Origin of the sequence: Cellulomonas iranensis NBRC 101100 = JCM 18110 (assembly GCF_001552375.1) — a bacterium.
In the GTDB taxonomy this organism is placed as follows: Bacteria; Actinomycetota; Actinomycetes; order Actinomycetales; family Cellulomonadaceae; genus Cellulomonas; species Cellulomonas iranensis.
Genome location: NZ_BCRB01000020.1, coordinates 13,567 through 37,765 on the forward strand (window position 1 = coordinate 13,567; position 24,199 = coordinate 37,765).

Below are 24,199 nucleotides of genomic sequence, written 5' to 3' on the forward strand. Positions count from 1 at the left end.
CGCGACGCGGCTCACGCGTCGACGACGTCGGCGGCGAGCTCGCCCGCCGCGACCCGCACCCGCAGGCGGTCCCCGGTCGCGACCTCGGCGGGGTCGCGCACCACGGCGCCGTCGGCGCGCTGCACGACCGCGTACCCGCGCTCGAGCGTCGCGGCGGGGGACAGCGCGCGCACCTGCCCCGCGAGCCGGGCGGTCGCGGTCGCGGCGTGCGCGAGCGCGGCGTCGAGGACCGCGCGACCGCGCGCGGTCTGGTCGCGCAGCGCGCGCTCGTGCGGGTCGACGAGCGTCTCGGGCCGCGCCATGACGGGTCGCGTGCGCCAGTGGTCGAGCGCCGCCTGCTCGCGCGCGAGGCGGTGGGTGAGCGCGGCGCGCGTGCGGGTGCGCGCCTGCGCGATCCGCGCGCGCTCCTCGGTGACGTCGGGCACGACGCGCTTGGCTGCGTCGGTGGGCGTCGACGCCCGCAGGTCCGCGACGAGGTCGAGCAGCGGCGCGTCCATGTGGTGCCCGATCGCGCTGACCAGCGGCGTGCGGCACGCCGCGGCGGCACGCACGAGGGTCTCGTTGCTGAACGGCAGCAGGTCCTCGAAGGACCCGCCGCCGCGCGCGACCACGACGACCTCGACCCGCGGGTCGGCGTCGAGCTCGGCGATCGCCGCGGTCACCGACGGCACCGCCTCGGCGCCCTGCACCGTGACGCGCCGGATCTCGAACTGCACGCCAGGCCAGCGGGCCCGCGCGTTCGAGACGACGTCGTGCTCGGCGTCGCCCTGCTGCGCGCACACCAGCCCGACCACGGCGGGCAGGAACGGCAGCGGGCGCTTGCGCGACTCGTCGAACAGGCCCTCGGCCGCGAGCACGCCCTTGAGGTGCTCGATGCGCGCGAGCAGCTCGCCCAGCCCCACGAGCCGCACGCGGTCCGCGGAGAACCCGAGCGCGCCCTTCTTCACCTGGTACTGCGGCCGCGCGTGCACCACGACGTGAGCGCCGTCGGCGAACCGGTCGCCCAGGCTCATCGCCGCGACCGCGGGCAGCGTGACCGACAGCGACATGTCGAGGTCGGTGTCGCGCAGCGTGAGGAACAGCAGCGAGTTCCAGCGCCGCACGTTGAGCACCTGGCCCTCGACCCACACGGGCGGCATGCGCGCGACGTAGTCCGCGACCTTCGGCGCGAGGTGCCGCACGGGCCACGGACGCTCGGGCGTCGTGTCCGCGGCCTTGAGCGGCAGCGGCAGCGGGGCCGTGGGGGCGGGGGAGTCGTCGGGCACGGCACCAGGGTGCCGCACGCGTGCGACACGGGTCGGGACGGGCGTGGTCGCGGCACCCGTGCCCGTCCCGCGCGGACCGGTGCGCGCGGCACGGACGGGTGCGTCCGGGTGGCGACGGGCCGGTCGCGCGGACGTCCCGTCGCCGGGTCGTGGAGGTCGCGTGAGCGTGGTGGCCGTCACCCGTCCCGCCGGGGGCGCCGCGGGACGTCCCACCTAGACTGAGGGCGTGAACCCTGCTGCCTCCGGTCCCGACGCGGCCGCCGCGCCCGCCGCGCCCCGCAAGCGCGTGCTGCTGGCGGCCCCCCGCGGGTACTGCGCGGGCGTCGACCGCGCGGTCGTCGCGGTCGAGAAGGCCCTCGAGCACTACGGCGCCCCGGTGTACGTCCGCAAGGAGATCGTGCACAACCGGCACGTCGTCGACACGCTGGCCGCGCGCGGCGCGGTGTTCGTCGACGAGACCGACGCGGTCCCCGAGGGTGCGCGCGTCGTGTTCTCGGCGCACGGGGTGTCGCCCGCGGTCAAGGAGGCCGCCGCGGCGCGCAACCTGCAGACCATCGACGCGACGTGCCCGCTGGTCACCAAGGTCCACAAGGAGGCCGTGCGGTTCGCCGCCGACGACTTCGACATCCTGCTCATCGGTCACGACGGGCACGAGGAGGTCGAGGGCACGCAGGGGCACGCCCCCGAGCACATCCAGGTCGTCAACTCGCCGGCCGACGCGGACCACGTCGTGGTCCGCGACCCCGAGCGGGTCATGTGGATCTCGCAGACCACGCTGTCGGTGGACGAGACGATGGAGACGGTCCGCCGCCTGCGCGAGCGGTTCCCGCACCTGCAGGACCCGCCGAGCGACGACATCTGCTACGCGACGCAGAACCGCCAGGTCGCGGTGAAGAAGCTCGCGCCCTCGTGTGACGTGGTCATCACGGTCGGGTCCGCCAACTCGTCGAACTCGGTGCGCCTCGTCGAGGTCGCCCTCGACGCGGGTGCGCGTGCGTCTTACCGCGTCGACAAGGCCGCCGAGATCGACCCGGCGTGGCTCGAGGGTGCGACCACGGTCGGCGTCACCTCGGGGGCGTCCGTCCCGGAGATCCTGGTGTCCGACGTCCTCGCGCTGCTCGCCGAGCACGGCTTCGGCGAGGTCGAGGAGGTGCGCACCGCGACCGAGGACCTCATGTTCTCGCTGCCGCGCGAGCTGCGCGCCGACCTCAAGGCCGCCGGTGCGCCGACCGGCCGCCCGCGGCCCGAGGGTCGTCGCTCGCTGAGCGTCCAGCCGGTCTGACGGGGCTGCCCCACCGCCCGGGGCGACCCGTCACCGACACGTGCTGTCCCGTCGTGGCGGACCGCCTGGGGGCCGCCGCCTCGCACCCCGGGGACGCGGCCTCGGCCGCCTCCGCCGGATCGCGAGGCGGAGGAGCAGGAGCCCTGGCTCGAGCGCGCGAACAACGGGAAGGCCGTCGGGCGCGAGACCGCCCAGGATTCGTGGGTCCGCCAGCACTTCGAGCACCAGGGTGGCGCGGGGCGTCCGGACTTCGTGTCACGGGCGACCGGGCAGGCCTACGAGGTGACCACGACGAACCCGTCGACGATCGCGGCGCACCTGAGGCGTTCGTACGTGAGCGTGGAGCGGATGGTGAACTACGTGATGTGGACGTTCGGAGGCTGAGGGCGTGAGGAAGACTGAGCCGACGATCGCGGGGCGGCAGCTGGACCGGGGGAGTGTCATCGGGCCGCTCGTGGCGTCGGGTGTCCATGTCGACGACTGCTGGAGTGACTGGGGTCCCCCGGACGGCCAGCGGCCGCTGCTGCATGGGCTGACGTTGACCGATCTTCGGTTGACGCGGGTGGCGCTGAGCGGTGCGGTGCTGCGGGACGTGAGGGTTGAGGGGTTGTCGTGCGACAAGACCTCGATGTTCTTCTTCGCCAACCAGTTCGAGCGGGTCACGTTGCGGGGCCGGGTGGGCACGGTGATCCTGAACCCGAAGCACGTCTCTCCTGAGTACGAGCGGGCCTACGTCGACGCGATCCGGGCCGCCGAGGCGGATGTCGAGTGGACGCTGGACATCACCGAGGCGGTCGGCAAGGTCGAGGTGCGTGGGTACGCGGCGGACCGGATCCGCAGGGATCCGGAGACGCAGGTGGTCGTGCGGCGCGAGAACCTGCTGGACGGTCGGTGGCGGACGTTCGACTGGGAGGGGACGGCCTTCCGGGTCGGTCTGGATCTCATGGTCAGGGCCGGGTGGCCGGACACCGTCTTGACGGTCGACGCCACGCGTCGCAACCACCGGACCCAGCTGAGCGTGCTGCGCCGGCTGCGTGACGAAGGGATCGCGGACCAACGATGAGGACTCTCCGTACGCCCGCACACGCGGTGGCCGTGGCGGGCCTGCTGGCACTGTCGGGCTGCGTCGCGGGTGCTCCGGGCACCGCGGGACCGCAGGACACCGCGGGACCGCAGGACACCGCGGGACCGCACGGCACCGTGTCGCCCGTGCCGATCGAGCTCGAGCCCGACCCGCCGTGCGCGGGCGTCACGAGCCAGCTCGTTGACTCCTCGACGGTGGTCCTCAACGCGTTCGCCCTGCTCGACTCCGACCCCCAGGCGGCCCTCGCCGCCCTCGAGGAGGCGCGCAGCGCCTTCCGGGAGAGCGCGACGGATCTCGACGACGCGTCGAGCCCGACCGTCACGGCGTACGACGACGCGCTCGCTGGTCTCGTCGAGGCCACCACCGCCGCGGTCGACGACGGGACCGTCGACGCTGCAGCCGTGACGGCGGCGACCTCGCGCTTCGAGGCCGACGCCCGGGCCGCAGCCGCGCTCTGCGCGCCGGATGCGACACCGGGCGCGACCACGCAGGACTGACGGCGCTCAGGCCGACGCGTCGTCCTCGCGCACATCGGCGGGCCCGTCGTCGAGCGACCGGGCGTCGCGCCGCGTCGCAGGGTCCCCGAGGACGCGCTCGTCGAGCGCTGCCAGCCGGTCCGCTGCCGACGCGACGAGCTCGGGCGCGCTCAACGCCGTCAGCCGCGGGTTCGCCGGCTCCGGTGTGGGCAGCTCGTCGTCGACGACGTGCAGGTCGGCGAACCGTCGCGCGCTGACCAGCACGCGCGACTCGAGCGACCCGACCGTCTGGTTGTACGCCCCCGCCGCGGCGTCGATCGCACGCCCGAGCCGCGTGAGGTGCCCGCCCATCGTCGCGAGCCGTCCGTGCAGCTCCTTGCCGAGCGTGAGCACCTGCTGAGCGTTCGCGGCGAGCGCGTCCTGGCGCCACGCGTACGCGACGGTCCGCAGGAGCGTGAGCAGCGTGACGGGCGTCGCGAGCACCACGTTCCGCTCGAACGCGTACTCGACGAGCGTCGGGTCCTGGTCCGCCGCGGCGTGCAGGAACGACTCGGCGGGGACGAACATCACGACGAACTCGGGCGCCGGGGCGAACTGGTCCCAGTACCGCTTGGACGCGAGGTCGTCCACGTGCTTGCGCACGTGCCGCGCGTGCGCCGCGAGCCGCTGCGCGCGCACCGTCTCGTCGTCGGTCTCGGTGGCCTCCAGGAACCCGAGGAACGCGACCTTGGCGTCGACGACCACGTGCTTGCCGCCCGCGAGCCGCACCACCATGTCGGGGCGCAGCAGCCCGTCGTCGGTGCGCACCTGCTCCTGCTCGACGAAGTCGACGTGCGCGAGCATGCCCGCCGCCTCGACCACGCGGCGCAGCTGCACCTCGCCCCAGCGCCCGCGCACCTGCGACGACCGCAGGGCTGTCACGAGCCGCCCGGTCTCGCCGCGCAGCTGCTCGGACGCCGCGCGCATCGCGCGGACCTGCTCGCCGAGCGCCGCGTTGCCCTCGGCCCGTGCGCGCTCGGCGGCCGCGATCTCGGCGCGCACCTGGTCGAGCGTGCGCCCCAGCGGCTCGACCATCGCCCGCACGGCCTGCTCGCGCTGCGCGAGCTCGCCGGCCTGCGTCTGGTGCTCGGCCGCCAGGCGCTGGTGCGCGAGCGCGAGGAACTGCTCGCTCGTCGCGGCGAGCGCCTCGTCCGCGAGCGCACGGAACCGGTCGCCCGCGCCCGCGCGCTCGGCCTCGAGCTGGGCGCGGGCGCGCGCGGCGTCGACCTCGGCCGCGCGCACGCGGTCCTCCGCGGCGCGTGCCGCACGCGACGCCGCGAGCACCCAGGCGACCACGCCGCCGACCAGCATCCCGGCGAGCAGCGCGACGAGGACCGGCCAGGGCGACGCGGGGATCTCCATGCCACGCAGCGTGCCAGCCACCTCCGACACCGGTCCGCGACGCGTCGGCGACCCCTCGTCTGCGTCCCGGGACGGAGGCGCAGGATCGGCCGCGCGACCGATCCGGCGCGACGCGGCCCGTCCCTATCCTCGGTGGCGTGACCACACCACCTCCCGTCCCGCAGCCCGGGCACGACGCCGGCGCCCCGTCCGGCGGCGGCGTGACGCCGGGTGCCGTCCCGACGCCCGCCCCGGCCCCCGCGACCGCCGCCGCTCCCGCGCTGTCCCTGCACGGCCTGTGGCGCCGCTTCGGCCAGAAGGTCGCCGTCGCGGGCGTCGACCTCGCGATCCCGGCGGGCTCGTTCTACGGGCTCGTCGGCCCCAACGGCGCCGGCAAGACCACCACGCTGTCGATGGCGACGGGCCTGCTGCGCCCCGACGCGGGCACGGTGCTCGTCGGCGGCGTCGACCTGTGGGCGAACCCGGTGGAGGTCAAGCGCAGCCTCGGCGTGCTGCCCGACGGCGTGCGCCTGTTCGACCGCCTCACCGGCGCGCAGCTCGTCACCTACGCGGGCCTCCTGCAGGGCCTCGACCGGCCGACGGTCGAGGGCCGCACGCGCGACCTGCTCGCCGCGGTCGGGCTCACGCAGGACGCCGACACGCTCGTCGTCGACTACTCCGCGGGCATGACCAAGAAGGTCGCGCTCGCGTGCGCGCTGGTGCACGCGCCGCGCGTGCTCGTGCTCGACGAGCCGTTCGAGGCCGTCGACCCCGTGTCGGCCGCGAACATCCGCGAGATCCTGCACCAGTACGTCGACGGCGGCGGCACGGTCGTCGTGTCGTCGCACGTCATGGACCTCGTGCAGCGCATGTGCGACCACGTCGCGGTGATCGCGCAGGGCCACGTGCTCGCGGCCGGCACCGTCGACGAGGTGCGCGCGGGCCGGTCGCTCGAGGAGCGCTTCGTCGACCTCGTCGGCGGGCGGATCAGCGGGGAGGGCATCGCGTGGTTGCGCACCTCGTCCGACTGAAGCTCACGCTGCTGCGCAACGGTCTGCGGCGCAGCGTCTGGCAGGTCCTCGGCATGGTCGTGGGCGCGCTGTACGGACTGTTCCTGCTGGTCGGCGCGGTCGTGGGCCTGTTCGCGCTCGGCTTCGTCGACCTGCAGGCCCGGTCCGACGTCCTGGTCGTCGGGGGCTCGCTGCTGGTGCTCGGCTGGTGGCTGATCCCGCTGGTCGCGTTCGGCGTCGACGCGACGCTCGACCCGCGCCGGTTCCTCACGTTCGGCCTGTCACGGCGCGACCTGCTCGTGGGGCTCACGCTCGCTGGGCTCATCGGCGTGCCGGGCGTCGTCACGGCCCTGGTCGCGCTCGCGACGCCGCTGTCGTGGTGGCGCGAGCCCGCCGCCGCGGTCGCGGCGCTGGTCGGCGCGCTCGTCGGCGTGCTCGCGTGCACGATCGGCTCGCGGGCGACCACCACCGCGCTGGCGCCGTTCATCGGGCGGCGCCGCGTGCGCGAGCTGGTCGCCGCACTGGCGATCGTGCCGATCATGTTCCTCGGCCCGATCATGTCGACGCTCGCCGACTCGGCCGACCGCCTGGCGGGGCTCGTCACGGTGGCGCGCGTGCTGTCGTGGACGCCGGTGGGCGCGCCGTGGGCGGTCGCACCGGCCGTCGCTGCGGGGGACTGGCTCGGCGCGCTCGCGCGGCTCGCGATCGGCGTCGCGACGGTCCTCGTGGCGCTGCGCGTGTGGTCCTGGGCGCTGGATCGCACGCTCACCGACCCGGTGTCGACGGGCGGCGACGCGCGGGCGCGCGGCCTCGGGTGGTTCGGCCGGCTGCCGGCCACGCCCGTCGGCGCGATCGCCGCGCGCGCCGCGACGTACTGGCTCCGCGACCCCCGCTACGCGATCGCCGTGGCGATCGTGCCGGCCATCCCGCTGGTGCTGGCGTTCTCGTCGCCGGGCGGTGCGCTCCTGCTCATCGCGGGTCCGGCGACGGCGTTCGTCGTCGGCTGGAGCATCTCCGCCGACGTCGCGTACGACGGCACCGCGTTCTGGACCCACGTGGCGGCGCCCGTCCGCGGCGTGACCGACCGTTGGGGCCGCGTGCTCGTGGCCGGTGTGCTCGGGCTCGTCGTGACGGTCCTGGTCACGGTCGGGACCGCCTGGTACGCGGACCGGTTCGACGCGCTGCCCGCGCTGCTCGGCGCGAGCCTGGGCCTGCTGCTCACGTCGCTGGGCACCGCGAGCGTCACGTCGGCGCTCGTCGTCTACCCGGTGCAGATGCCGGGCGAGAACCCGTTCGGCACCAAGCAGGGCGCGAACGCGGCGTCGTTCACGTCGCAGCTGGCGGGCTTCACCGCCGTCGGCGTGCTCGGCGCACCGGCCGCCGTGCTCGCGCTGATCGCGGTGCTGCAGCGCTCGGCCGTCCTCGGCTGGGTGGCGCTCGCGGTCGGGGCGGTGCTGGGCGCCGTGCTGCTGGTGGTCGGCGTGCGCGTCGGCGGGTCGGTGCTGGAGCGCCGCGGGCCGGAGCTGCTGCAGCGGATGCGCGCGTTCGACTGAGTCCGTGAAGGCCGGTCGGCCGGTCCCCGCCCGCACGGGTCGGGGGCCGGCCGCGGCGCTGCGTAGACTCGTCGCCCGTGGCTCTCACCATCGGCATCGTCGGCCTGCCCAACGTCGGCAAGTCCACCCTCTTCAACGCGCTCACGCGCGCGCAGGTGCTCGCGGCGAACTACCCGTTCGCGACGATCGAGCCCAACGTGGGGGTGGTCCCGCTGCCGGACCCCCGGCTGACGACCCTCGCCGAGATCTTCGGCTCGGAGCGGATCCTGCCGGCGACGGTGTCGTTCGTCGACATCGCGGGCATCGTGCGCGGCGCGAGCGAGGGCGAGGGCATGGGCAACCAGTTCCTCGCCAACATCCGCGAGGCCGACGCCATCTGCGTCGTGACACGCGCGTTCGCGGACCCCGACGTCGTGCACGTCGACGGGCGCGTGTCGCCGAAGGACGACATCGAGACGATCCACACCGAGCTGGTCCTCGCGGACCTGCAGACGCTCGAGAAGGCCGTGCCGCGCCTCGAGAAGGAGGTGCGCGCCAAGAAGACCGACGCGTCGGTGCTCGCGGCCGCGCAGGCCGCGCTCGGCGTGCTCGAGCAGGGCACGGTCCTGTCGCAGGGCGCGCGCGCCGCTGGCATCGACCCGGCGGACCTGGCGCCGTTCCAGCTCATGACGACCAAGCCGTTCATCTACGTCTTCAACACCGACGACGCGGGCCTGGCCGACACGGCCATGCAGGACGACCTGCGCGCGTACGTCGCGCCCGCGGACGCGGTGTTCCTCGACGCGAAGTTCGAGTCGGAGCTCGTCGAGCTCGACGAGGACGAGGCGCGCGAGATGCTCGAGGCCAACGGCCAGGACGAGGCCGGGCTGGACCAGCTCGCGCGCGTCGGCTTCCACACCCTCGGCCTGCAGACGTACCTCACGGCGGGCCCCAAGGAGTCCCGGGCGTGGACGATCCGCCAGGGCTGGACGGCGCCGCAGGCCGCGGGCGTCATCCACACGGACTTCCAGAAGGGCTTCATCAAGGCCGAGGTGATCTCGTTCGCGGACCTCGTCGAGGCGGGGTCCGTCGCGGCCGCGCGCTCGGCGGGCAAGGCGCGCATCGAGGGCAAGGACTACGTGATGGCCGACGGCGACGTCGTGGAGTTCCGCTTCAACGTGTGACCGCCGCGTGCGCCCCGCCGCGCGTCGGCGCGGTGGTGGCGTCACGATGGGCGCATGGCGACGACGCTGAGCGGGCAGGAGGTCGCGGACGCGGGCCTCGCGGGGTGGACGGACCTCGGCGACGGGCTGCGCACGCGCGTCGTGACGGGCGACTTCACGACGGGCCTGGCGCTGGTCGCGGCGATCGGCGCGGCATCCGAGGAGGCGGGGCACCACCCGGACGTCGACCTGCGCTACGGCCGCGTCGACGTGCGCCTCGTGAGCCACGACTCGGGCGGCGTGACCGAGCGGGACGTCGCGCTCGCCCGGACGGTGTCGCGCCTGGCGGCCGACGCCGGTCTGACGTGCGACGGCGCGGGCCTGCAGCGCACCGAGATCGCGCTCGACACGCCCGACGTCGCCGCGGCGCGACGCTGGTGGGCGGCGTTCCTCGCGTACGAGGAGACCCCGGGGTCGGACGACGAGGTGCGCGACCCCGCCGACGCGCAGCCGCCCGTGTGGTTCCAGCGCTCCGGCGCGCAGGAGCCGCGCCAGCGCTGGCACCTGGACGTGTGGGTCGAGCCCGGGCGCCTCGACGAGCGGGTCGCGGCGGCCGTGGCCGCGGGCGGTCGGGTCGTCGACCGCACGCAGGCGCCGAGCTTCGTGGTCGTCGAGGATCCCGAGGGCAACCGGGCGTGCCTGTGCACGTCCCGCGACCGCGACTGACGGCGCCCGCACCTGCGCACGGGCACTGTGACGCGAACCACACCGCCTGTGCGTGTGTCATCCGTGTTACGCGGCTGTTTCCGCTTGGCGCGTCTCGTATGATGGACGGTACTCACCAGTATCAATCAGGTAACGATCGACATCGGTGTCGGCCCATGCCTGATTCGTCCCCTCTTCCGGGGCTAGCGTTGCCCCAATTCCGGCGGGCGAGCGCGCCCCGGCCCCCTGCAGCTGTACCCCGGGGGAGCCGTGCGGCCACGTCCACCACGTCTCAGGAGGAACATTGAAGATCAGGCGGGCCAGCCTCGCTGTGGCCCTGTTCGCGACGGGCGCGCTCGTGCTGAGCGCGTGCGCGAACACGCCGCAGGACGAGCCCGACGGTGGCAGCAGCGCCTCGGCGGGCGCCGGCGGCGGCACCCTCACGGTGGCGGAGACGAACCAGTTCTCGTCGTTCAACCCGAACACGTCGAACGGCAACGTCGACATCAACTCGAAGATCACGACGTACCCCACGCGTGCGTGGTTCAACTACGTCGACGGCTCGTCGTTCGCCGCGGGCGACCCGAAGGTGCAGAAGGACGAGTCGTTCGGCACCTACGAGGTCGTCTCCGAGGACCCGTTCTCGGTCAAGTACACCGTCAACGAGGGCGTGACCTGGTCCGACGGCGAGCCCGTCGACGCCGACGACCTGGTGTTCGCGTGGGCCGTGCAGTCGGGCCACTACAACTCCGAGTCGGGCGACGTCACCTACTTCGACTACGCGGGTGACTCCACCACGCTCGGTCTGACGGACTTCCCCGAGATCGGCGAGGACGGCCGCTCGATCACGCTGAACTACAGCGCGCCCGCCGCCGACTGGGAGGTCGCGTTCGCGGCCGAGGCGCCGGCGCACGTCGTCGCCAAGAAGGCGGGCCTCGCCGACGGCCAGGCCCTGCTCGACCTGCTCGAGGCGCAGGCCGACGTCGCGCCCACCGCGACGGCGGACAACGCCGAGCTGCGTGCCGTGGCCGACTTCTGGAACACGGGCTACGACTCGACCGTGCTGCCCTCGGACCCCGAGCTCTACCTGTCCTCGGGCCCGTACATCGTGTCGGACGTCGTCGAGAACCAGTCGGTGACCCTCGTCCCGAACGAGAAGTACACGGGCGACCTGAAGGCGCAGCTCGACACGATCATCATGCGCACCATCCCGGACGCCACGGCGGCCGTGCAGGCGCTCGGCAACGGCGAGGTCGACGTGATCTCCCCGCAGTCGTCGGCCGACACCCTGACGGCGCTCAAGGCGCTCGACGGCGTGACGCTGCACCAGGGCGACCAGCTCGCGTACGACCACATCGACCTGACCTTCAACAACGGCGGCCCGTTCGACCCGGCCACCTACGGCGGCGACGCCGCGAAGGCGCAGAAGGTGCGTGAGGCGTTCCTCAAGACGATCCCGCGCCAGCAGATCCTCGACGCGATCATCACGCCGCAGAAGGACGACGCGCAGATCCTCAACTCGCAGCTCTTCGTGCCGGCGCAGGCCTCGTACGAGGACTCCGTCGCGGCCAACGGCTCGGCCGACTACCCGGGTGAGCCCGACGTCGAGGGCGCCAAGCAGCTGCTCGCCGAGGCCGGTGTCACCAGCCCGACGGTCCGCGTGCTCTACAACGTCAACAACCCGAACCGCGTGAACGCCTACACCCTGATCGCCGCCTCGGCGACGCAGGCCGGCTTCGTCATCGACGACCAGGGCGACGCGGCCTGGGGCTCGCGCCTGTCCGACGGCACGTACGACGCGGCGATCTTCGGCTGGATCAACAGCGGCATCGGCGTGGCCGGCGTCCCGCAGATCTTCTCGACGACCGGTGGCGGCAACTACAACGGCTACTCGAACAGCAAGGTCGACGAGCTGGCCGCGAAGCTCGTGGTCACGCTCGACACCGACCAGCAGGCGCAGATCCAGGAGGAGATCGACCCGCTGATCTTCGCCGACGCCTACGGCCTCCCGCTGTTCCAGTCGGTCGGTCTCGACGCGGTCGGCGACCGCGTCAGCGGCATCGACGACTACAACCCCAACCAGGCCGGTGTCTGGTGGAACGTCTGGGAGTGGACGGTCAACGACTGATCCGTTGACACCTCCGGTGTGACATCGACGGCGCCGGGACTCGCGAGCTCGCAGTCCCGGCGCCGTCGCGCGCGGGCCCGGGAGGGCCCGGCCGGGGGATACAGTTCTGTCCACCCGCGCCCGTGCACAGATCGGGCGTCCCCCTGCACGTCCCGTCTCGACGGCCCGGCGCGACCCCGCGTCGCCGGAGCCGCCGTGCGAGAGCGAGAGTCATGACTTCCTACGTCTTGCGGCGCCTCGGTGTGTCGCTGCTGATCCTGCTCGGTGCGTCGTTCCTCGTGTACCAGCTCGTCGCCCTCTCGGGCGACCCCCTGCAGGAGTTCCGCGAATCGACCCGCCCGAACAAGGAAGCGTTGATGGCGCAGCGCACCGCGCTGCTCAACCTCGACGTCCCCGCGCCGGTGCGGTACTTCCTCTGGCTCGGCGGCGCCGTCAAGTGCGTCATCCCCGGGCAGTGCGACCTGGGCGTCACGCTCCAGGGCCAGCCGGTCACGCAGGCGCTCGGGTCGGCGATCCCGTCCACGCTGCAGCTCGTCGCCGCGGCGACCGTGCTCGCGATCGTCGTCGGCATCGCGATCGGCATCGTCACCGCCCTGCGGCAGTACTCGGCGCTCGACTACGGCGTCACCTTCCTGACGTTCCTGTTCTTCTCGCTCCCGGTCTTCTGGGTCGCCGTCCTCCTCAAGGAGTTCGGCGCGATCCGGTTCAACGACTTCCTCGCGGACCCGAGCGTGCCGATCACCACCGTGGTCGTGGTGGGGCTGGTCTCCGGACTGGTCTGGGCCCTGATCATCGGCGGCGACCTGCGCCGGCGGCTCATCACGTTCGCGGTCGCCGCGGTCGCCGCGGGTGGCGTGCTCTGGTACCTCGGTGCGACCCAGTGGTTCCGGTACCCCGGGCTCGGTCCCGCGCTCGTCGCCGTCACCGGCGTCGGCATCGCGATCGGCCTCTCGGCGCTCATCGCCGGCTCCCAGAACCGTCGGGCGCTCTACGCCTCGCTCGTCACCGTGGCGCTCGCGCTGGTCGCGATGTTCGCGCTGCGCCCGCTGCTCGACCGCGCGACGTTCCCGCTGATCCTGCTGCTGGGGGTCCTCGCGGTCGGCGCCGGCGTGCTGGTGGGCTACCTGTTCGGCGGGTACGACCGCCGCCAGTCGATGCGCGTCGCCGGGCTCACGTCGTTCCTCGTGGCCGGGCTCGTCATGCTCGACCGCTTCATGATCGCGTGGCCCAGCTACTTCACGCAGGTCCGCGGCCGCCCGATCGCCACGATCGGCTCCGAGACCCCGGGCCTGGGTGGCGACTTCTGGGTCTCGGGCCTCGACAAGTACACGCACCTCGTGCTGCCGACGCTCGCCCTGATGCTCATCTCCCTCGCGTCGTACACGCGCTACTCGCGCGCGTCGATGCTCGAGGTCATGGGGCAGGACTACGTCCGCACGGCGCGCGCCAAGGGCCTGCCCGAGCGCGTGGTCGTCGTCCGGCACGCGTTCCGCAACGCGCTGATCCCGCTCGCGACGATCGTCGCGTACGACATCGGCGGCCTGCTGGGCGGCGCCGTCATCACCGAGAACGTGTTCTCGTTCAAGGGCATGGGTGCGTTGTTCATCAACGGGCTCAGCCACCAGGACCCGAACCCGGTCATGGGGACGTTCCTGGTCGTCGGGATCACGGCGGTGGTGTTCAACCTCCTGGCCGACCTGGCGTACTCCGCACTCGACCCGCGCGTGAGGGTGAAGGCATGAGCAGCACGACGCAGACCGACGAGCGCGAGTCCCGGGAGGTGCCCGGCGAGCTCCGCGGCATGAGCCAGGGCGCCCTCGTCCGCAAGAGGTTCCTCGGGCACACGGGGGCGATCGTCTCCCTCGTGCTCCTCGTCCTGGTGGTCCTGCTGGCCCTGACGTCGGTCGGCATCGGCCCGATCAAGGGCTGGTGGCAGTTCCGCTGGACCGACACGCCGCCGCTGCAGAACGGCGGGCGTCCGACGCTCCAGCTGTTCCCGTTCTCGCTCGGCGACCACCCGTTCGGCCAGGACACGGTCGGCCGCGACTACTTCGCCATGACGATGCGCGGGACGCAGATCTCCCTGGCGATCACGTTCATGGTCGGCGCGATCTCCGCGATCATCGGCGTCGTCTTCGGTGCCGCCGCCGGCTACTTCCGTGGCTGGATCGAGGCGGTGCTCATGCGCCTGACCGACATGGTGATCATCATCCCCGTGCTGCTCATCGGCGCGGTCATCGCGTACAACTCGAAGGCCGGCGTGCTCGTGCTGGGCGTGCTGCTCGGGCTCACCACGTGGACCGGCATGGCGCGTCTGGTGCGCGGCGACTTCCTGTCGCTGCGCGAGCGCGAGTTCGTCGACGCGGCCCGGCTCGCCGGGGCGTCCGACGCGCGGATCATCTTCCGGCACATCCTGCCCAACGCGGTCGGCGTCATCACGGTCAACGCGACCCTGCTGATGTCGTCGGCGATCCTGCTCGAGACGGCCCTGTCCTACCTCGGCATGGGTGTCCGCGCGCCGGACACGTCGCTCGGTCTGCTCATCAGCGCGAACCAGGCCGCGTTCTCGACGCGCCCGTGGCTGTTCTGGTTCCCGGGCCTGTTCATCGTGCTGATCTGCCTGTGCATCAACTTCATCGGTGACGGCCTGCGCGACGCGTTCGACCCGCGGCAGCGCAAGATCTCGCTGCGGCGCATGAAGGAGTCCGGCCCGGGCCGGCCCGACGCCGCCGGTGCGGCACCGGCCGTCGCAGCGCCCGCCCGCGCCGACGAGGCGCCGCGGTCGGGACCCGCCGGGTCCGTGGACGGCCCGTGACGGCGGCGACCGCCGTGCGGTCCGCGCGCTCAGCCGAGGTGCGGCACGACCGCGGCGACCAGCAGGACGGCCACGGCCGCCAGCAGTCGCCCGTGCGTCCGTCGTTCGACCGGGGTCTCGTCCGCGAGGCCCGCCTCGAGGCGGCCCGACTCGACGAGCGCGGCCCAGCGCTCACGCACGTGGTGCGCGACGACCGCGGACGGCGAGCCGGGCAGCTCGCCGATGCTCACGGCGCCGCGGCCGTCGGCCGCGCCGCGGGCGACCGCGCGCACGTCCTGCGCGGTCGCCGAGGCGGCGCGGTGGCGGCCGGGACCCGGCGCGGCGAAGACCTCGACCGACGCGTGCGGCGTGACGAGCGTGCACGTGAAGCGTGTGCGCACGTCGATGAGCGCCGCCCAGGGCACGCGGGTCGTGCTCAGCGGGTTCACGACGAGCACACCGGCGTCGTCGACCGCGACGTGCGGGCGGTAGAAGACCGCCCAGCCCAGCAGCGCCACCAGCAGGGCGGCGGGCAGGACGCGCAGCCCCGCGGCCGCGCCACCGGCCAGGACCTCGGCGGTCGTCAGACCGACGGCGACGAGCCAGGTGGCTCCGGTGAGCACGGCCGAGCTGCGCGGCCGGTACGTCCACTGCTGTTCCACCCCGTCATGATCTCAGGAGCACCGCGATGACCACGTCCGACGCGACCACGACCCCGGTCCTGCAGGTCAGCGACCTGTCGGTGGACTTCGCCGTGGACCGACGCTGGGTCCCCGCCGCGATCCGCCTCAACTACGAGGTGCGCGCCGGCGAGGTGCTCGCGATCGTCGGCGAGTCCGGCTCCGGCAAGTCCGTGAGCTCGATGGCGATCCTCGACCTGCTCCCGCGCAACGCGCGCATCTCCGGGTCGATCAAGCTGCGCGGCGAGGAGCTGCGCGGCATCTCGGCGCAGCGCATGCGTCGCGTGCGCGGCGACGACATCGCGATGATCTTCCAGGAGCCGATGACCGCGCTGAACCCCGCGTACACGGTCGGCGCGCAGATCGTCGAGACGCTGCGGCTGCACCGCGCGATCTCGCCGGCCGAGGCGCGCGAGCGTGCGATCGAGCTCCTGCGGATGGTCGAGCTCCCCGACCCCGAGAAGGCGTTCCGCTCGTACCCGCACCAGCTCTCGGGCGGTCAGCGGCAGCGCGCGATGATCGCGCAGTCGCTGTCGTGCGACCCGGCGCTGCTGATCGCCGACGAGCCGACCACCGCGCTCGACGTCACGGTGCAGGCCGAGATCCTCGACCTCATGCGCAACCTGCGCGACCGGCTCGACTCGGCGGTCATCCTCATCACGCACGACATGGGCGTGGTCGCCGACCTCGCCGACCGCATCGCGGTCATGCGCCACGGCGTGATCGTCGAGACCGGCCCGGCGGAGGAGATCTTCGCGCGGCCCCAGCACCCGTACACGCAGGAGCTCCTCGCGGCCGTCCCGCACCTGGGCGGCCCCGAGATCGACCTGACCGCCGCGCTCGCGTCGGTCACGGGTGCCGAGGCGCTCGTCGAGGCGGTGACGCCCGAGGAGCTCGCCGCGCGCGAGGCCGAGAACGCGCGTCGTCTCGCCGAGGCGGCCGAGACCGAGCGGCAGCGTCTGGAGCGCATCGGCGAGCCCGTGCTGTCGCTGCGCGGGGTCGCGATCGAGTACCCCAAGCAGGGGCGCATGCCCGCGTTCCGCGCCGTCTCCGACGCCGACCTCGTCGTGCACGCCGGCGAGGTCGTGGGTCTGGTCGGCGAGTCGGGCTCGGGCAAGACCACGATCGGCCGCGCCGCCGTCGGGCTGCTGCCCGCGGTCGAGGGCGAGCTGACGGTCGCGGGGATCGACGTCCGCGCCGCCAAGCGCAAGGAGATGGCGGCGCTGCGACGCAAGGTCGGCATGGTCTTCCAGGACCCGTCGTCGTCCCTGAACCCGCGCCTGCCCATCGGAGAGAGCATCGGCGAGCCGCTGCGTCTCGCGGGCGAGGCCAAGGGTCAGGCGCTGCAGCGGCGGATCGAGGAGCTGCTCGACCAGGTCGAGCTGCCCCGGGCCTACCGCAACCGCTACCCGCACGAGCTGTCGGGCGGGCAGAAGCAGCGCGTCGGCATCGCGCGGGCGCTGTCGCTCTCGCCCGAGCTGCTCGTCGCGGACGAGCCCACGTCGGCCCTCGACGTGTCGGTGCAGGCGCACGTGCTCGAGCTGCTGCAGGAGCTGCAGCAGCGCCTGCGGTTCGCGTGCCTGTTCGTCACGCACGACCTCGCGGTCGTCGACCTGCTGGCGGACCGGATCGCGGTGATGCGGCGCGGCGAGATCGTCGAGCAGGGCTCGCGCGACGAGATCCTGCGCCGGCCGCAGCACGCGTACACCCAGCGGCTCATCGCCGCGGTTCCGCTGCCGAACCCCGAGAAGCAGCGCGAGCGGCGGCGCCTGCGCGCGCTGCTCGTCGACGCGGGCTGACGCCCCGCGCACCCGCCACGGCGGGTGCCGACGCTGTGCCGCCGTGCCGGGTCCGACCACGTCGGGCCCGGCACGGCGGGTTCCACCGGGCGCGCACGTGCCCGGCCCTGGTAGGTGGTGCACAGCTGCGGGAGGTCGGTCGGTGCTGCGGACACGGGTGGGTGCGACGCGCGGCGTCGCGGCAGGGCTGGTGGTGGTGCTCACGGGTGCGCTCGCCGCGTGCACGTCGGACCCCGTGGACCCGGCACGCGCCGGGACGGTCGCCGTGGGCGTCGACCTCCCGTTCGTGTCGCTCAACGGCGCGACGGCGGCCGGTCGCGCACCGGGCAGCGTGCTGGTCCGCGGGCTCGTGCAGTCCGGGTTCACGACGCTCGCCGCCGACGGCACCGTCGAGCAGGACGCGTCGTTCGGCACGGTCGAGAAGGTCGCCGACGACCCGCTGACCGTGCGGTACACGATCGCCCCGACGGCACGGTGGTCCGACGGCGTCGCGGTCACCCCGGCGGACCTGCTGCTGGAGTGGGCGGCACGGAGCGGGCAGCTCGACGAGGTGGTACCCGAGCTCGACGCCGACGGCGCACCGGCGGGCGACCTCGACGACGTCGTCGCGTTCGGCGCGACGTCGGCGGCGCTCGCGCACGCGTCCGCGGTGCCGGCGGTGGACGGGGCCACCTTGACGGTCGTCTACGACACCCCCGTCGCGGACTGGCAGGTCGCGCTCGACGTCAACCTTCCCGCGCACGTCGTCGGGCGGCTCGCGCTGGACCCGGCCGCGCCGAGGTTCCCCGCGCAGGAGCCGGCCGCGGACGTCACCGCGCAGGCCGAGGCCCCGGCGCCGGGAGCGTCCGGCACCGCGGCGTCGGACGCGACCCCGGCTCCCGGCGCGGCCCCGGACGCCACCACGACCTCCGCGCCCGAGGCGACCTCGACGCCCGGCGCGACCGCCGCACCCGATCCGGCGCAGGACGCGGAGCGCTGGGCCGCGGCGGTCGTGACGGCGGTGCAGCAGCAGGACCGGGCCGCGCTCGTGCCGCTGTCGCGCGTGTGGCGCGGCGCCGGGCGCGCGGGTGCGGTGGCGGCCGACCCGACGCTCACCACGACGACCGGGCCGTACGTCCTCGAGCGTGTCGACGACGGCGGCGTCGAGGCCGTGCGCAACGAGGCGTACGCGGGCGAGCGTCCGGCCGCGTTCGACCGCGTGCGGCTGCGGACGGACCTCGACCCGCTCGCGCAGGTCGCGGCCGTCGGGGCCGACGAGCTCGACGTCGCGGCGCCGCTGAGCACGGCCGACGTGCTCGCCGCCGCGGTCGACGCCGACGACGTCACGGTCGTCACGGGCGGCGACGCGGTGCTCCAGCTCGTGGTGCAGGAGGCGGCCGGGGGAGCGTTCGACCCGGCCGCGCACGCGTCCGCGGCCGACCCGGCGGCAGCGGCGGCCGAGCTGCGGCGGGCGTTCCTCGCGGGCGTCCCCCGTGAGCAGGCCGTGAACGACGTCGTCGCGCCGCTGTGGGAGGGGGCCGAGGTCTCCGACGTGGTCGCGGCGCAGGTCGGCGCCGAGGCGCCCGCCGCGCCGCAGCCGGGCGACGCGGACGCCGAGGACGCGGACGCCGGGGACGCGCAGGCCGGGGACGGGCGTGCACCTGCCACGACCGACGCGGCGCCGGAGCGCGTGACGGTCCGCGTGCTCGCGAACACCGCCGACCCGGTCCGCGCGGGCGTGGTCGACGCCCTGGTGGAGGCCGGGCGGCGTGCGGGCTTCGACGTCGAGCCGGTCGAGGCGACGGACCCCGCGGGGACCCTGCGCACGCGCCCCGAGGACTGGGACGTGGCCGTCGTGCCGGTCGCGCAGGAGGACCTGCCGGTGGCCGCGCTGGCCGCGCGCTGGCGCACGGGCGGCGCCACCAACGTCACGGGGCACGCCGACGCCGCGCTGGACGCGACGCTCGACGCGCTCGTCGCGCAGCGCGACCCCGCGGTCGTCCCGGCGCAGGTCGCGGAGGTGTCCGCCGCCCTGGTCGCGTCGGGCGCGGTGCTGCCGCTCGTGCGCACCCCGGTCGTGACGCTGACCGCGGAGCGGTCGGCGGACGAGGACCCGGGGCTGCCCGTGCTCGACCCCGTGCCCGCGCTGACGCCGGGAGCGGCGGACCTCACATGGTGGTGGCGCTGGACACGGCGGTAAGATGGACGCCGCGTCGCGCCCGGCGTGCCCCCCTCCTGAGATGAGTACCCGCATGCCCGCCACCGACCAGGCCTCCGGCACGGCCGTCCGTTCCGACCTGCGCAACGTCGCGATCGTCGCGCACGTCGACCACGGCAAGACGACGCTCGTCGACGCGATGCTCTGGCAGTCCGGCGCGTTCGGCGCGCACGACCACGTGGACGAGCGGGCCATGGACTCGGGCGACCTCGAGCGCGAGAAGGGCATCACGATCCTCGCGAAGAACACCGCGGTCCGGTACGCCGGTCCCGCGGCCGCGAAGGTCGGGCAGCCCGACGGCATCACCATCAACGTCATCGACACGCCCGGGCACGCCGACTTCGGCGGCGAGGTCGAGCGCGGCCTGTCGATGGTCGACGGCGTCGTGCTGCTCGTCGACGCGTCCGAGGGGCCGCTGCCGCAGACGCGGTTCGTGCTGCGCAAGGCGCTCGCCGCGAAGCTCCCCGTCATCCTCGTCGTCAACAAGGTCGACCGCCCCGACGCGCGCATCGAGGAGGTCGTGCACGAGGCGACCGACCTGCTGCTCGGCCTGGCGTCCGACCTGCACGAGGAGGTCCCGGACCTCGACCTCGACGCGATCCTCGACGTGCCCGTGGTGTACGCCGCCGCCAAGGTCGGCAAGGCGTCGCTCGAGCAGCCCGCCGACGGCGGCCTGCCGGACAGCCCCGACCTCGAGCCGCTGTTCGCGACGATCCTCGAGAAGATCCCCGCGCCGTCGTACGACCCCACGGCGCCGCTGCAGGCGCACGTGACCAACCTCGACGCGTCGCCGTTCCTCGGGCGTCTCGCGCTGCTGCGCATCCACAACGGCACCCTGCGCAAGGGCCAGACCGTCGCGTGGGCCCGGCACGACGGCACGCTGCAGAACGTGCGCGTCACCGAGCTCCTCGAGACCAAGGCCCTCGACCGCGTGCCGACCGAGCAGGCGGGCCCGGGCGAGATCGTCGCCGTCGCCGGCATCGAGGACATCACGATCGGCGAGACGCTCACCGACCCCGACGACCCGCGCCCGCTGCCGCTCATCCAGGTCGACGACCCGGCGATCTCGATGACCATCGGGATCAACACGTCCCCGCTGGCCGGCAAGGGCGGCAAGGGCCACAAGGTCACGGCCCGCCAGGTGAAGGACCGCCTCGACCGCGAGCTCATCGGCAACGTGTCGCTGCGCGTGCTGCCCACCGAGCGTCCCGACGCGTGGGAGGTGCAGGGCCGCGGCGAGCTCGCGCTCGCGATCCTCGTCGAGCAGATGCGTCGTGAGGGCTTCGAGCTCACGGTCGGCAAGCCGCAGGTCGTCACCCGGACCATCGACGGCAAGGTGCACGAGCCCACCGAGCGCATGACGATCGACGTGCCCGAGGAGTACCTCGGCGCCGTCACGCAGCTCCTCGCGCAGCGCAAGGGCCGCATGGAGACGATGAGCAACCACGGCACCGGCTGGGTGCGCATGGAGTTCGTCGTGCCGGCGCGCGGCCTCATCGGCTTCCGCACGCGGTTCCTCACCGACACGCGCGGCACCGGCATCGCGTCGTCCATCGCCGAGGGCTACGAGCCGTGGGCCGGCCCGATCGAGACCCGCACCAACGGCTCGCTCGTCGCCGACCGTGCGGGCGTCGCGACGCCGTTCGCGATGCTCAACCTGCAGGACCGCGGCGTGTTCTTCGTCGACCCGACGTCCGAGGTGTACGAGGGCATGGTCGTCGGGGAGAACTCCCGCAACGACGACATGGACGTCAACATCACCAAGGAGAAGAAGCTCAACAACATCCGGTCGTCCACGTCGGAGTCGTTCGAGAACCTGGTGCCGCCGCGCAAGCTCACGCTCGAGGAGTCGCTCGAGTTCGCGCGCGAGGACGAGTGCGTCGAGGTCACCCCCGAGGTCGTGCGCATCCGCAAGGTCGTGCTCGACCAGACCGAGCGCGCACGTCAGACCGCACGCAACAAGCGGTCCTGACCCGCAGGGGCGAGGATGACGGCATGACGACGCCGACCGACGAACCCAGCGCCGCCACCCCCGCCCCGTCGCCGGCCACGTCCGGCGTGTCCCGCGTCTCCTGGCGCGTGTTCGCGCCCGCCGCCGCGGTGATCGTGCTGCTCGCGGGCCTGGCGATCCTCTTCCCGGACCGGGCGGAGTCGGTCGTGGAGGCCGTGCAGGCCGACGTCATCGGCGCGTTCGGCTGGTACTACGTGCTGATCGTCGCGGGCTTCGTGCTGTTCGCGCTGTGGATGGGGCTGAGCCGCTTCGGCGACATCATGCTCGGGGACGACGACGACGAGCCCGAGTTCTCGCTCGGGTCGTGGTTCTCGATGCTGTTCGCCGCGGGCATGGGCATCGGCCTGGTGTTCTGGGGCGTCGCCGAGCCGCTCAGCCACTACGCCGAGCCCAAGCCGGGGACGTCGGGCACGCCCGCCCAGCTCGCCGAGACGGCGATGGTGCAGACGTACCTGCACTGGGGCGTGCACGCGTGGTCGGTGTACGTCGTGGTGGGCCTGGCGCTCGCGTACGCGGTGCACCGCCGTGGCCGCCCCGTGTCGATGCGGTGGGCGCTCGAGCCGCTCGTGGGGGAGCGACGCGCCGCCGGGCGCCTGGGCGACGTGGTCGACGTGATCGCGGTCGTGGGCACGGTGTTCGGCCTCGCGACGTCGCTCGGCCTCGGCGTGCTGCAGATCGCCGGCGGCCTCGAGCACCTGGGTGTCGTGACCGCGTCGACCGGGCTCGAGGTCGTGCTCGTCGTCGCGATCATGGCCGTCGCGACGGTGTCGGTCGTGTCGGGCCTCGACAAGGGGCTCAAGTGGCTGTCGAACGTCAACGTCGCGCTCGCCGGGCTCCTCATGGTGTGCGTGCTCGCGCTCGGCCCGACGCTGTTCCTGCTGCGCGAGTTCGTGCAGTCGATCGGCGTGTACCTCGCGCGCGTGGTCCCGATGTCGTTCAACGTCAGCGCGTTCTCGGGCGCCGAGGGCGAGGCATGGCAGGCCGCCTGGACGACGTTCTACTGGGGCTGGTGGATCTCGTGGGCGCCCTTCGTCGGGGTGTTCATCGCGCGGATCTCGCGCGGCCGCACGGTCCGTGAGTTCGTCGTCGGCGTGCTCGGCGTGCCGGTCGTCGCGACGTTCCTGTGGTTCTCGGTGCTGGGCGGCTCCGCGCTGTGGACCGAGCTGTTCGGCGGCGGCGGCCTGGTCGGCGCCGACGGCCAGGTCGACCAGACGAACGCGTTGTTCGACCTGCTCGGGCGGCTGCCCGGCGGGGTCGCGCTGTCGGTGGGCGCGGTCGTGCTCATCGGTCTGTTCTTCGTCACGAGCGCGGACTCGGGCTCGTTCGTCGTCGCGATGCTGACGACCGGCGGCCACCCCTCGCCGCGCACGTGGACGCGCGTCGCGTGGTCGGCCGTGACGGCGCTGCTCGCGGCGTCGCTCCTGGTCGCGGGCGGCCTGGTGACGCTCCAGACGGCCGCCATCCTCATCGCGCTGCCGTTCTCGTTCGTCATGCTCGCGATGGTCGCCGCGACCGTCCGGGCGTTCCGCGCCGAGCACCACGCGCGCCTGGTCGCGGAGCGGCTCGCGCAGCGCGAGCTGCTCGAGGAGGCCATCGGCGAGGGCGTCGCCGCCGAGCGCGGCCGCCTCGTCGCGAGCGGCGCCAACCGCCGTGTCCGGAAGATGCTCGCGCAGCGCCGCGACGCGAGCGCTGCGGGCACCGGCGCGGGCGACGGCGAGAGCACGGAGGCCGACGCGTGAGCGGCGGGCTGCTGGCGGTGCACGCGCACCCCGACGACGAGTCGCTCGCGACCGGTGCGCTGCTCGCCACGTGGGCGGCCGCCGGTCGGCCCGTGACGGTCGTGACCGCCACGCGCGGCGAGCGGGGCGAGGTCATCGGGCAGCGGTGGGCGCACCTGGAGGGCGACGGCCCGGCGCTCGCGGAGCACCGCACCGGCGAGCTGGCGCAGGCGCTCGCGGCGCTCGGCGTGCAGGACCACGGGTTCCTCGACGAGGCCGTCGGCCAGGACGAGCGGTACGAGGACTCGGGCATGGCGTGGGTCGCCGCGGGGCGCGCGGGGGCCGCGGGCGACGCACCGCCCGGCGCGTTCGCGTTCGCGTCGCTCGAGGAGGCCGCGGAAGGGCTCGCACGCGTGCTGCGCTCGCGCCGCCCCGACGTCGTCGTGACGTACGAGCCCGGCGGCGGCTACGGGCACCCGGACCACGTGCGGACGCACGAGGTGACGGTGCGAGCGCTCGAGCTCGCGGCCCGCGGGGACGACCCGCTGTCGCCCGCGCACGTCGTGCCCGTCGCGCTGTGGGCCGTGACGGGCCGGGCGGCGCTGCGCCGCGCGCAGACCGCGCTCGCGGGCGAGGCCGTCCTCGCGGCCCTCGGGCCGGCGATCGAGGGGCTCACCCTGCCGGACCCGGCCGCCGAGCCGCCGTCGGTCGCCGTGCCGGACGACCAGGTCGACCTCGTGGTCGACGTCGCGCCGGTGCGCGCCCGCGTGCTGGCCGCGCTGCGCGCGCACGCGACGCAGGTGCAGGCCGTGCGGGCCGTCGACGGCGACGACGGCCTGGTCGGCTGCTACGCGCTGAGCAACGACGTGCTCGCCGCCGTCCCGACCGTCGAGGGCTACCGCTACGCACCCGGGAGCCTGCGCGCGCACGAGGCGGGGGTCGTCTGGCCCGCCGGTGTGCGGCCGGTAGCCTGAG

Annotated in this window: 18 protein-coding genes; 15 read left to right on the plus strand and 3 right to left on the minus strand. The window is 74.0% G+C overall.

Annotated features, from left to right (window positions below; translation table 11 throughout):
• Positions 1–11: 11 nt before the first annotated feature.
• Positions 12–1,265: an exodeoxyribonuclease VII large subunit gene (gene xseA / locus CS2_RS06240; RefSeq protein ID WP_070319352.1), complete on the minus strand. Its 1,254-nt coding sequence runs from the start codon at positions 1,263–1,265 to the stop codon at positions 12–14.
• A 226-nt stretch (positions 1,266–1,491) separates the two neighbouring features.
• Here xseA and CS2_RS06245 point away from each other — a divergent pair, with 226 nt between their 5' ends.
• From CS2_RS06245 to CS2_RS06255, 3 genes are all read left to right on the plus strand, one after another.
• Positions 1,492–2,547, plus strand: coding sequence for a 4-hydroxy-3-methylbut-2-enyl diphosphate reductase (locus CS2_RS06245; RefSeq protein ID WP_046530300.1), 1,056 nt, complete (start codon positions 1,492–1,494; stop codon positions 2,545–2,547).
• A 388-nt stretch (positions 2,548–2,935) separates the two neighbouring features.
• Positions 2,936–3,610, plus strand: a complete 675-nt coding sequence (locus tag CS2_RS06250; RefSeq protein ID WP_070319329.1) for a hypothetical protein — start codon at positions 2,936–2,938, stop codon at positions 3,608–3,610.
• On the plus strand, positions 3,607–4,128 hold the full coding sequence (locus tag CS2_RS06255) for a hypothetical protein (protein ID WP_156442024.1): 522 nt from the start codon (positions 3,607–3,609) through the stop codon (positions 4,126–4,128). The genes CS2_RS06250 and CS2_RS06255 overlap by 4 nt, the downstream gene beginning before the upstream one ends.
• Before the next feature lie 6 nt (positions 4,129–4,134).
• Here the strand turns inward: CS2_RS06255 and CS2_RS06260 are convergent, their stop codons facing one another.
• On the minus strand, positions 4,135–5,508 hold the full coding sequence (locus CS2_RS06260; RefSeq protein WP_070319331.1) for a DNA recombination protein RmuC: 1,374 nt from the start codon (positions 5,506–5,508) through the stop codon (positions 4,135–4,137).
• A 137-nt stretch (positions 5,509–5,645) separates the two neighbouring features.
• Between CS2_RS06260 and CS2_RS06265 the strand changes: the two genes are divergently transcribed.
• The 7 genes from CS2_RS06265 (at position 5,646) to CS2_RS06295 (ending at position 14,840) form a co-directional block, all read left to right on the plus strand.
• Entirely contained in the window at positions 5,646–6,518 is an 873-nt protein-coding gene (locus CS2_RS06265; RefSeq protein WP_082739925.1) for an ABC transporter ATP-binding protein, read from the plus strand.
• Complete coding sequence (locus CS2_RS06270; RefSeq protein WP_070319333.1) at positions 6,494–8,050, plus strand: hypothetical protein; 1,557 nt, start codon at positions 6,494–6,496, stop codon at positions 8,048–8,050. Before CS2_RS06265 ends, CS2_RS06270 begins: the two co-directional genes overlap by 25 nt.
• A 77-nt stretch (positions 8,051–8,127) precedes the next feature.
• Positions 8,128–9,213 (plus strand): redox-regulated ATPase YchF, encoded by a 1,086-nt coding sequence (ychF, locus tag CS2_RS06275; protein WP_046530303.1) that lies wholly within the window; start codon positions 8,128–8,130, stop codon positions 9,211–9,213.
• Positions 9,214–9,267: 54 nt separating this feature from the next.
• Positions 9,268–9,918: a VOC family protein gene (locus tag CS2_RS06280; RefSeq protein WP_070319334.1), complete on the plus strand. Its 651-nt coding sequence runs from the start codon at positions 9,268–9,270 to the stop codon at positions 9,916–9,918.
• Between the two features lie 310 nt (positions 9,919–10,228).
• Entirely contained in the window at positions 10,229–12,025 is a 1,797-nt protein-coding gene (locus CS2_RS06285; protein WP_233421087.1) for an ABC transporter family substrate-binding protein, read from the plus strand.
• Positions 12,026–12,237: 212 nt separating this feature from the next.
• A complete protein-coding gene (locus CS2_RS06290) occupies positions 12,238–13,767 on the plus strand; it encodes an ABC transporter permease (RefSeq protein ID WP_046530306.1) in 1,530 nt (509 codons plus the stop codon).
• Positions 13,764–14,840: an ABC transporter permease gene (locus tag CS2_RS06295; protein WP_070319336.1), complete on the plus strand. Its 1,077-nt coding sequence runs from the start codon at positions 13,764–13,766 to the stop codon at positions 14,838–14,840. Before CS2_RS06290 ends, CS2_RS06295 begins: the two co-directional genes overlap by 4 nt.
• 29 nt (positions 14,841–14,869) lie before the next feature.
• Here the strand turns inward: CS2_RS06295 and CS2_RS06300 are convergent, their stop codons facing one another.
• Positions 14,870–15,481 carry a PH domain-containing protein gene (locus CS2_RS06300; protein WP_070319337.1) on the minus strand — a complete coding sequence of 204 codons (612 nt, stop codon included), beginning with the start codon at positions 15,479–15,481 and terminating at the stop codon, positions 14,870–14,872.
• A gap of 26 nt (positions 15,482–15,507) precedes the next feature.
• On the opposite strand from CS2_RS06300, the gene CS2_RS06305 reads away from it, so the two are divergent.
• The 5 genes from CS2_RS06305 to CS2_RS06325 all read left to right on the plus strand — a co-directional run bounded on the left by CS2_RS06305 (position 15,508) and on the right by CS2_RS06325 (position 24,198).
• On the plus strand, positions 15,508–17,298 hold the full coding sequence (locus CS2_RS06305) for an ABC transporter ATP-binding protein (RefSeq protein ID WP_070319338.1): 1,791 nt from the start codon (positions 15,508–15,510) through the stop codon (positions 17,296–17,298).
• A gap of 142 nt (positions 17,299–17,440) precedes the next feature.
• A complete protein-coding gene (locus CS2_RS06310) occupies positions 17,441–19,477 on the plus strand; it encodes an ABC transporter substrate-binding protein (RefSeq protein WP_169798629.1) in 2,037 nt (678 codons plus the stop codon).
• Between the two features lie 52 nt (positions 19,478–19,529).
• Complete coding sequence (gene typA, locus CS2_RS06315; RefSeq protein WP_070319340.1) at positions 19,530–21,467, plus strand: translational GTPase TypA; 1,938 nt, start codon at positions 19,530–19,532, stop codon at positions 21,465–21,467.
• A 23-nt stretch (positions 21,468–21,490) separates the two neighbouring features.
• Positions 21,491–23,245: a BCCT family transporter gene (locus CS2_RS06320; protein WP_070319341.1), complete on the plus strand. Its 1,755-nt coding sequence runs from the start codon at positions 21,491–21,493 to the stop codon at positions 23,243–23,245.
• The gene (locus tag CS2_RS06325; RefSeq protein WP_070319342.1) at positions 23,242–24,198 is read left to right on the plus strand and encodes a PIG-L family deacetylase; all 957 of its coding nucleotides are present in this window, start codon (positions 23,242–23,244) and stop codon (positions 24,196–24,198) included. The genes CS2_RS06320 and CS2_RS06325 overlap by 4 nt, the downstream gene beginning before the upstream one ends.
• The last annotated feature ends 1 nt before the right edge of the window (position 24,199 follow it).

Excerpts from the sequence above, each read along its gene's own strand:
- CS2_RS06255 (WP_156442024.1), top strand. The coding sequence starts at position 3,607 with ATGAGGACTCTCCGTACGCCCGCACACGCGGTGGCCGTGGCGGGCCTG.
- CS2_RS06260 (WP_070319331.1), bottom strand. The coding sequence starts at position 5,508 with ATGGAGATCCCCGCGTCGCCCTGGCCGGTCCTCGTCGCGCTGCTCGCC.
- CS2_RS06280 (WP_070319334.1), top strand. The coding sequence starts at position 9,268 with ATGGCGACGACGCTGAGCGGGCAGGAGGTCGCGGACGCGGGCCTCGCG.
- CS2_RS06290 (WP_046530306.1), top strand. The coding sequence starts at position 12,238 with ATGACTTCCTACGTCTTGCGGCGCCTCGGTGTGTCGCTGCTGATCCTG.
- CS2_RS06295 (WP_070319336.1), top strand. The coding sequence starts at position 13,764 with ATGAGCAGCACGACGCAGACCGACGAGCGCGAGTCCCGGGAGGTGCCC.
- CS2_RS06305 (WP_070319338.1), top strand. The coding sequence starts at position 15,508 with ATGACCACGTCCGACGCGACCACGACCCCGGTCCTGCAGGTCAGCGAC.
- typA (WP_070319340.1), top strand. The coding sequence starts at position 19,530 with ATGCCCGCCACCGACCAGGCCTCCGGCACGGCCGTCCGTTCCGACCTG.
- CS2_RS06320 (WP_070319341.1), top strand. The coding sequence starts at position 21,491 with ATGACGACGCCGACCGACGAACCCAGCGCCGCCACCCCCGCCCCGTCG.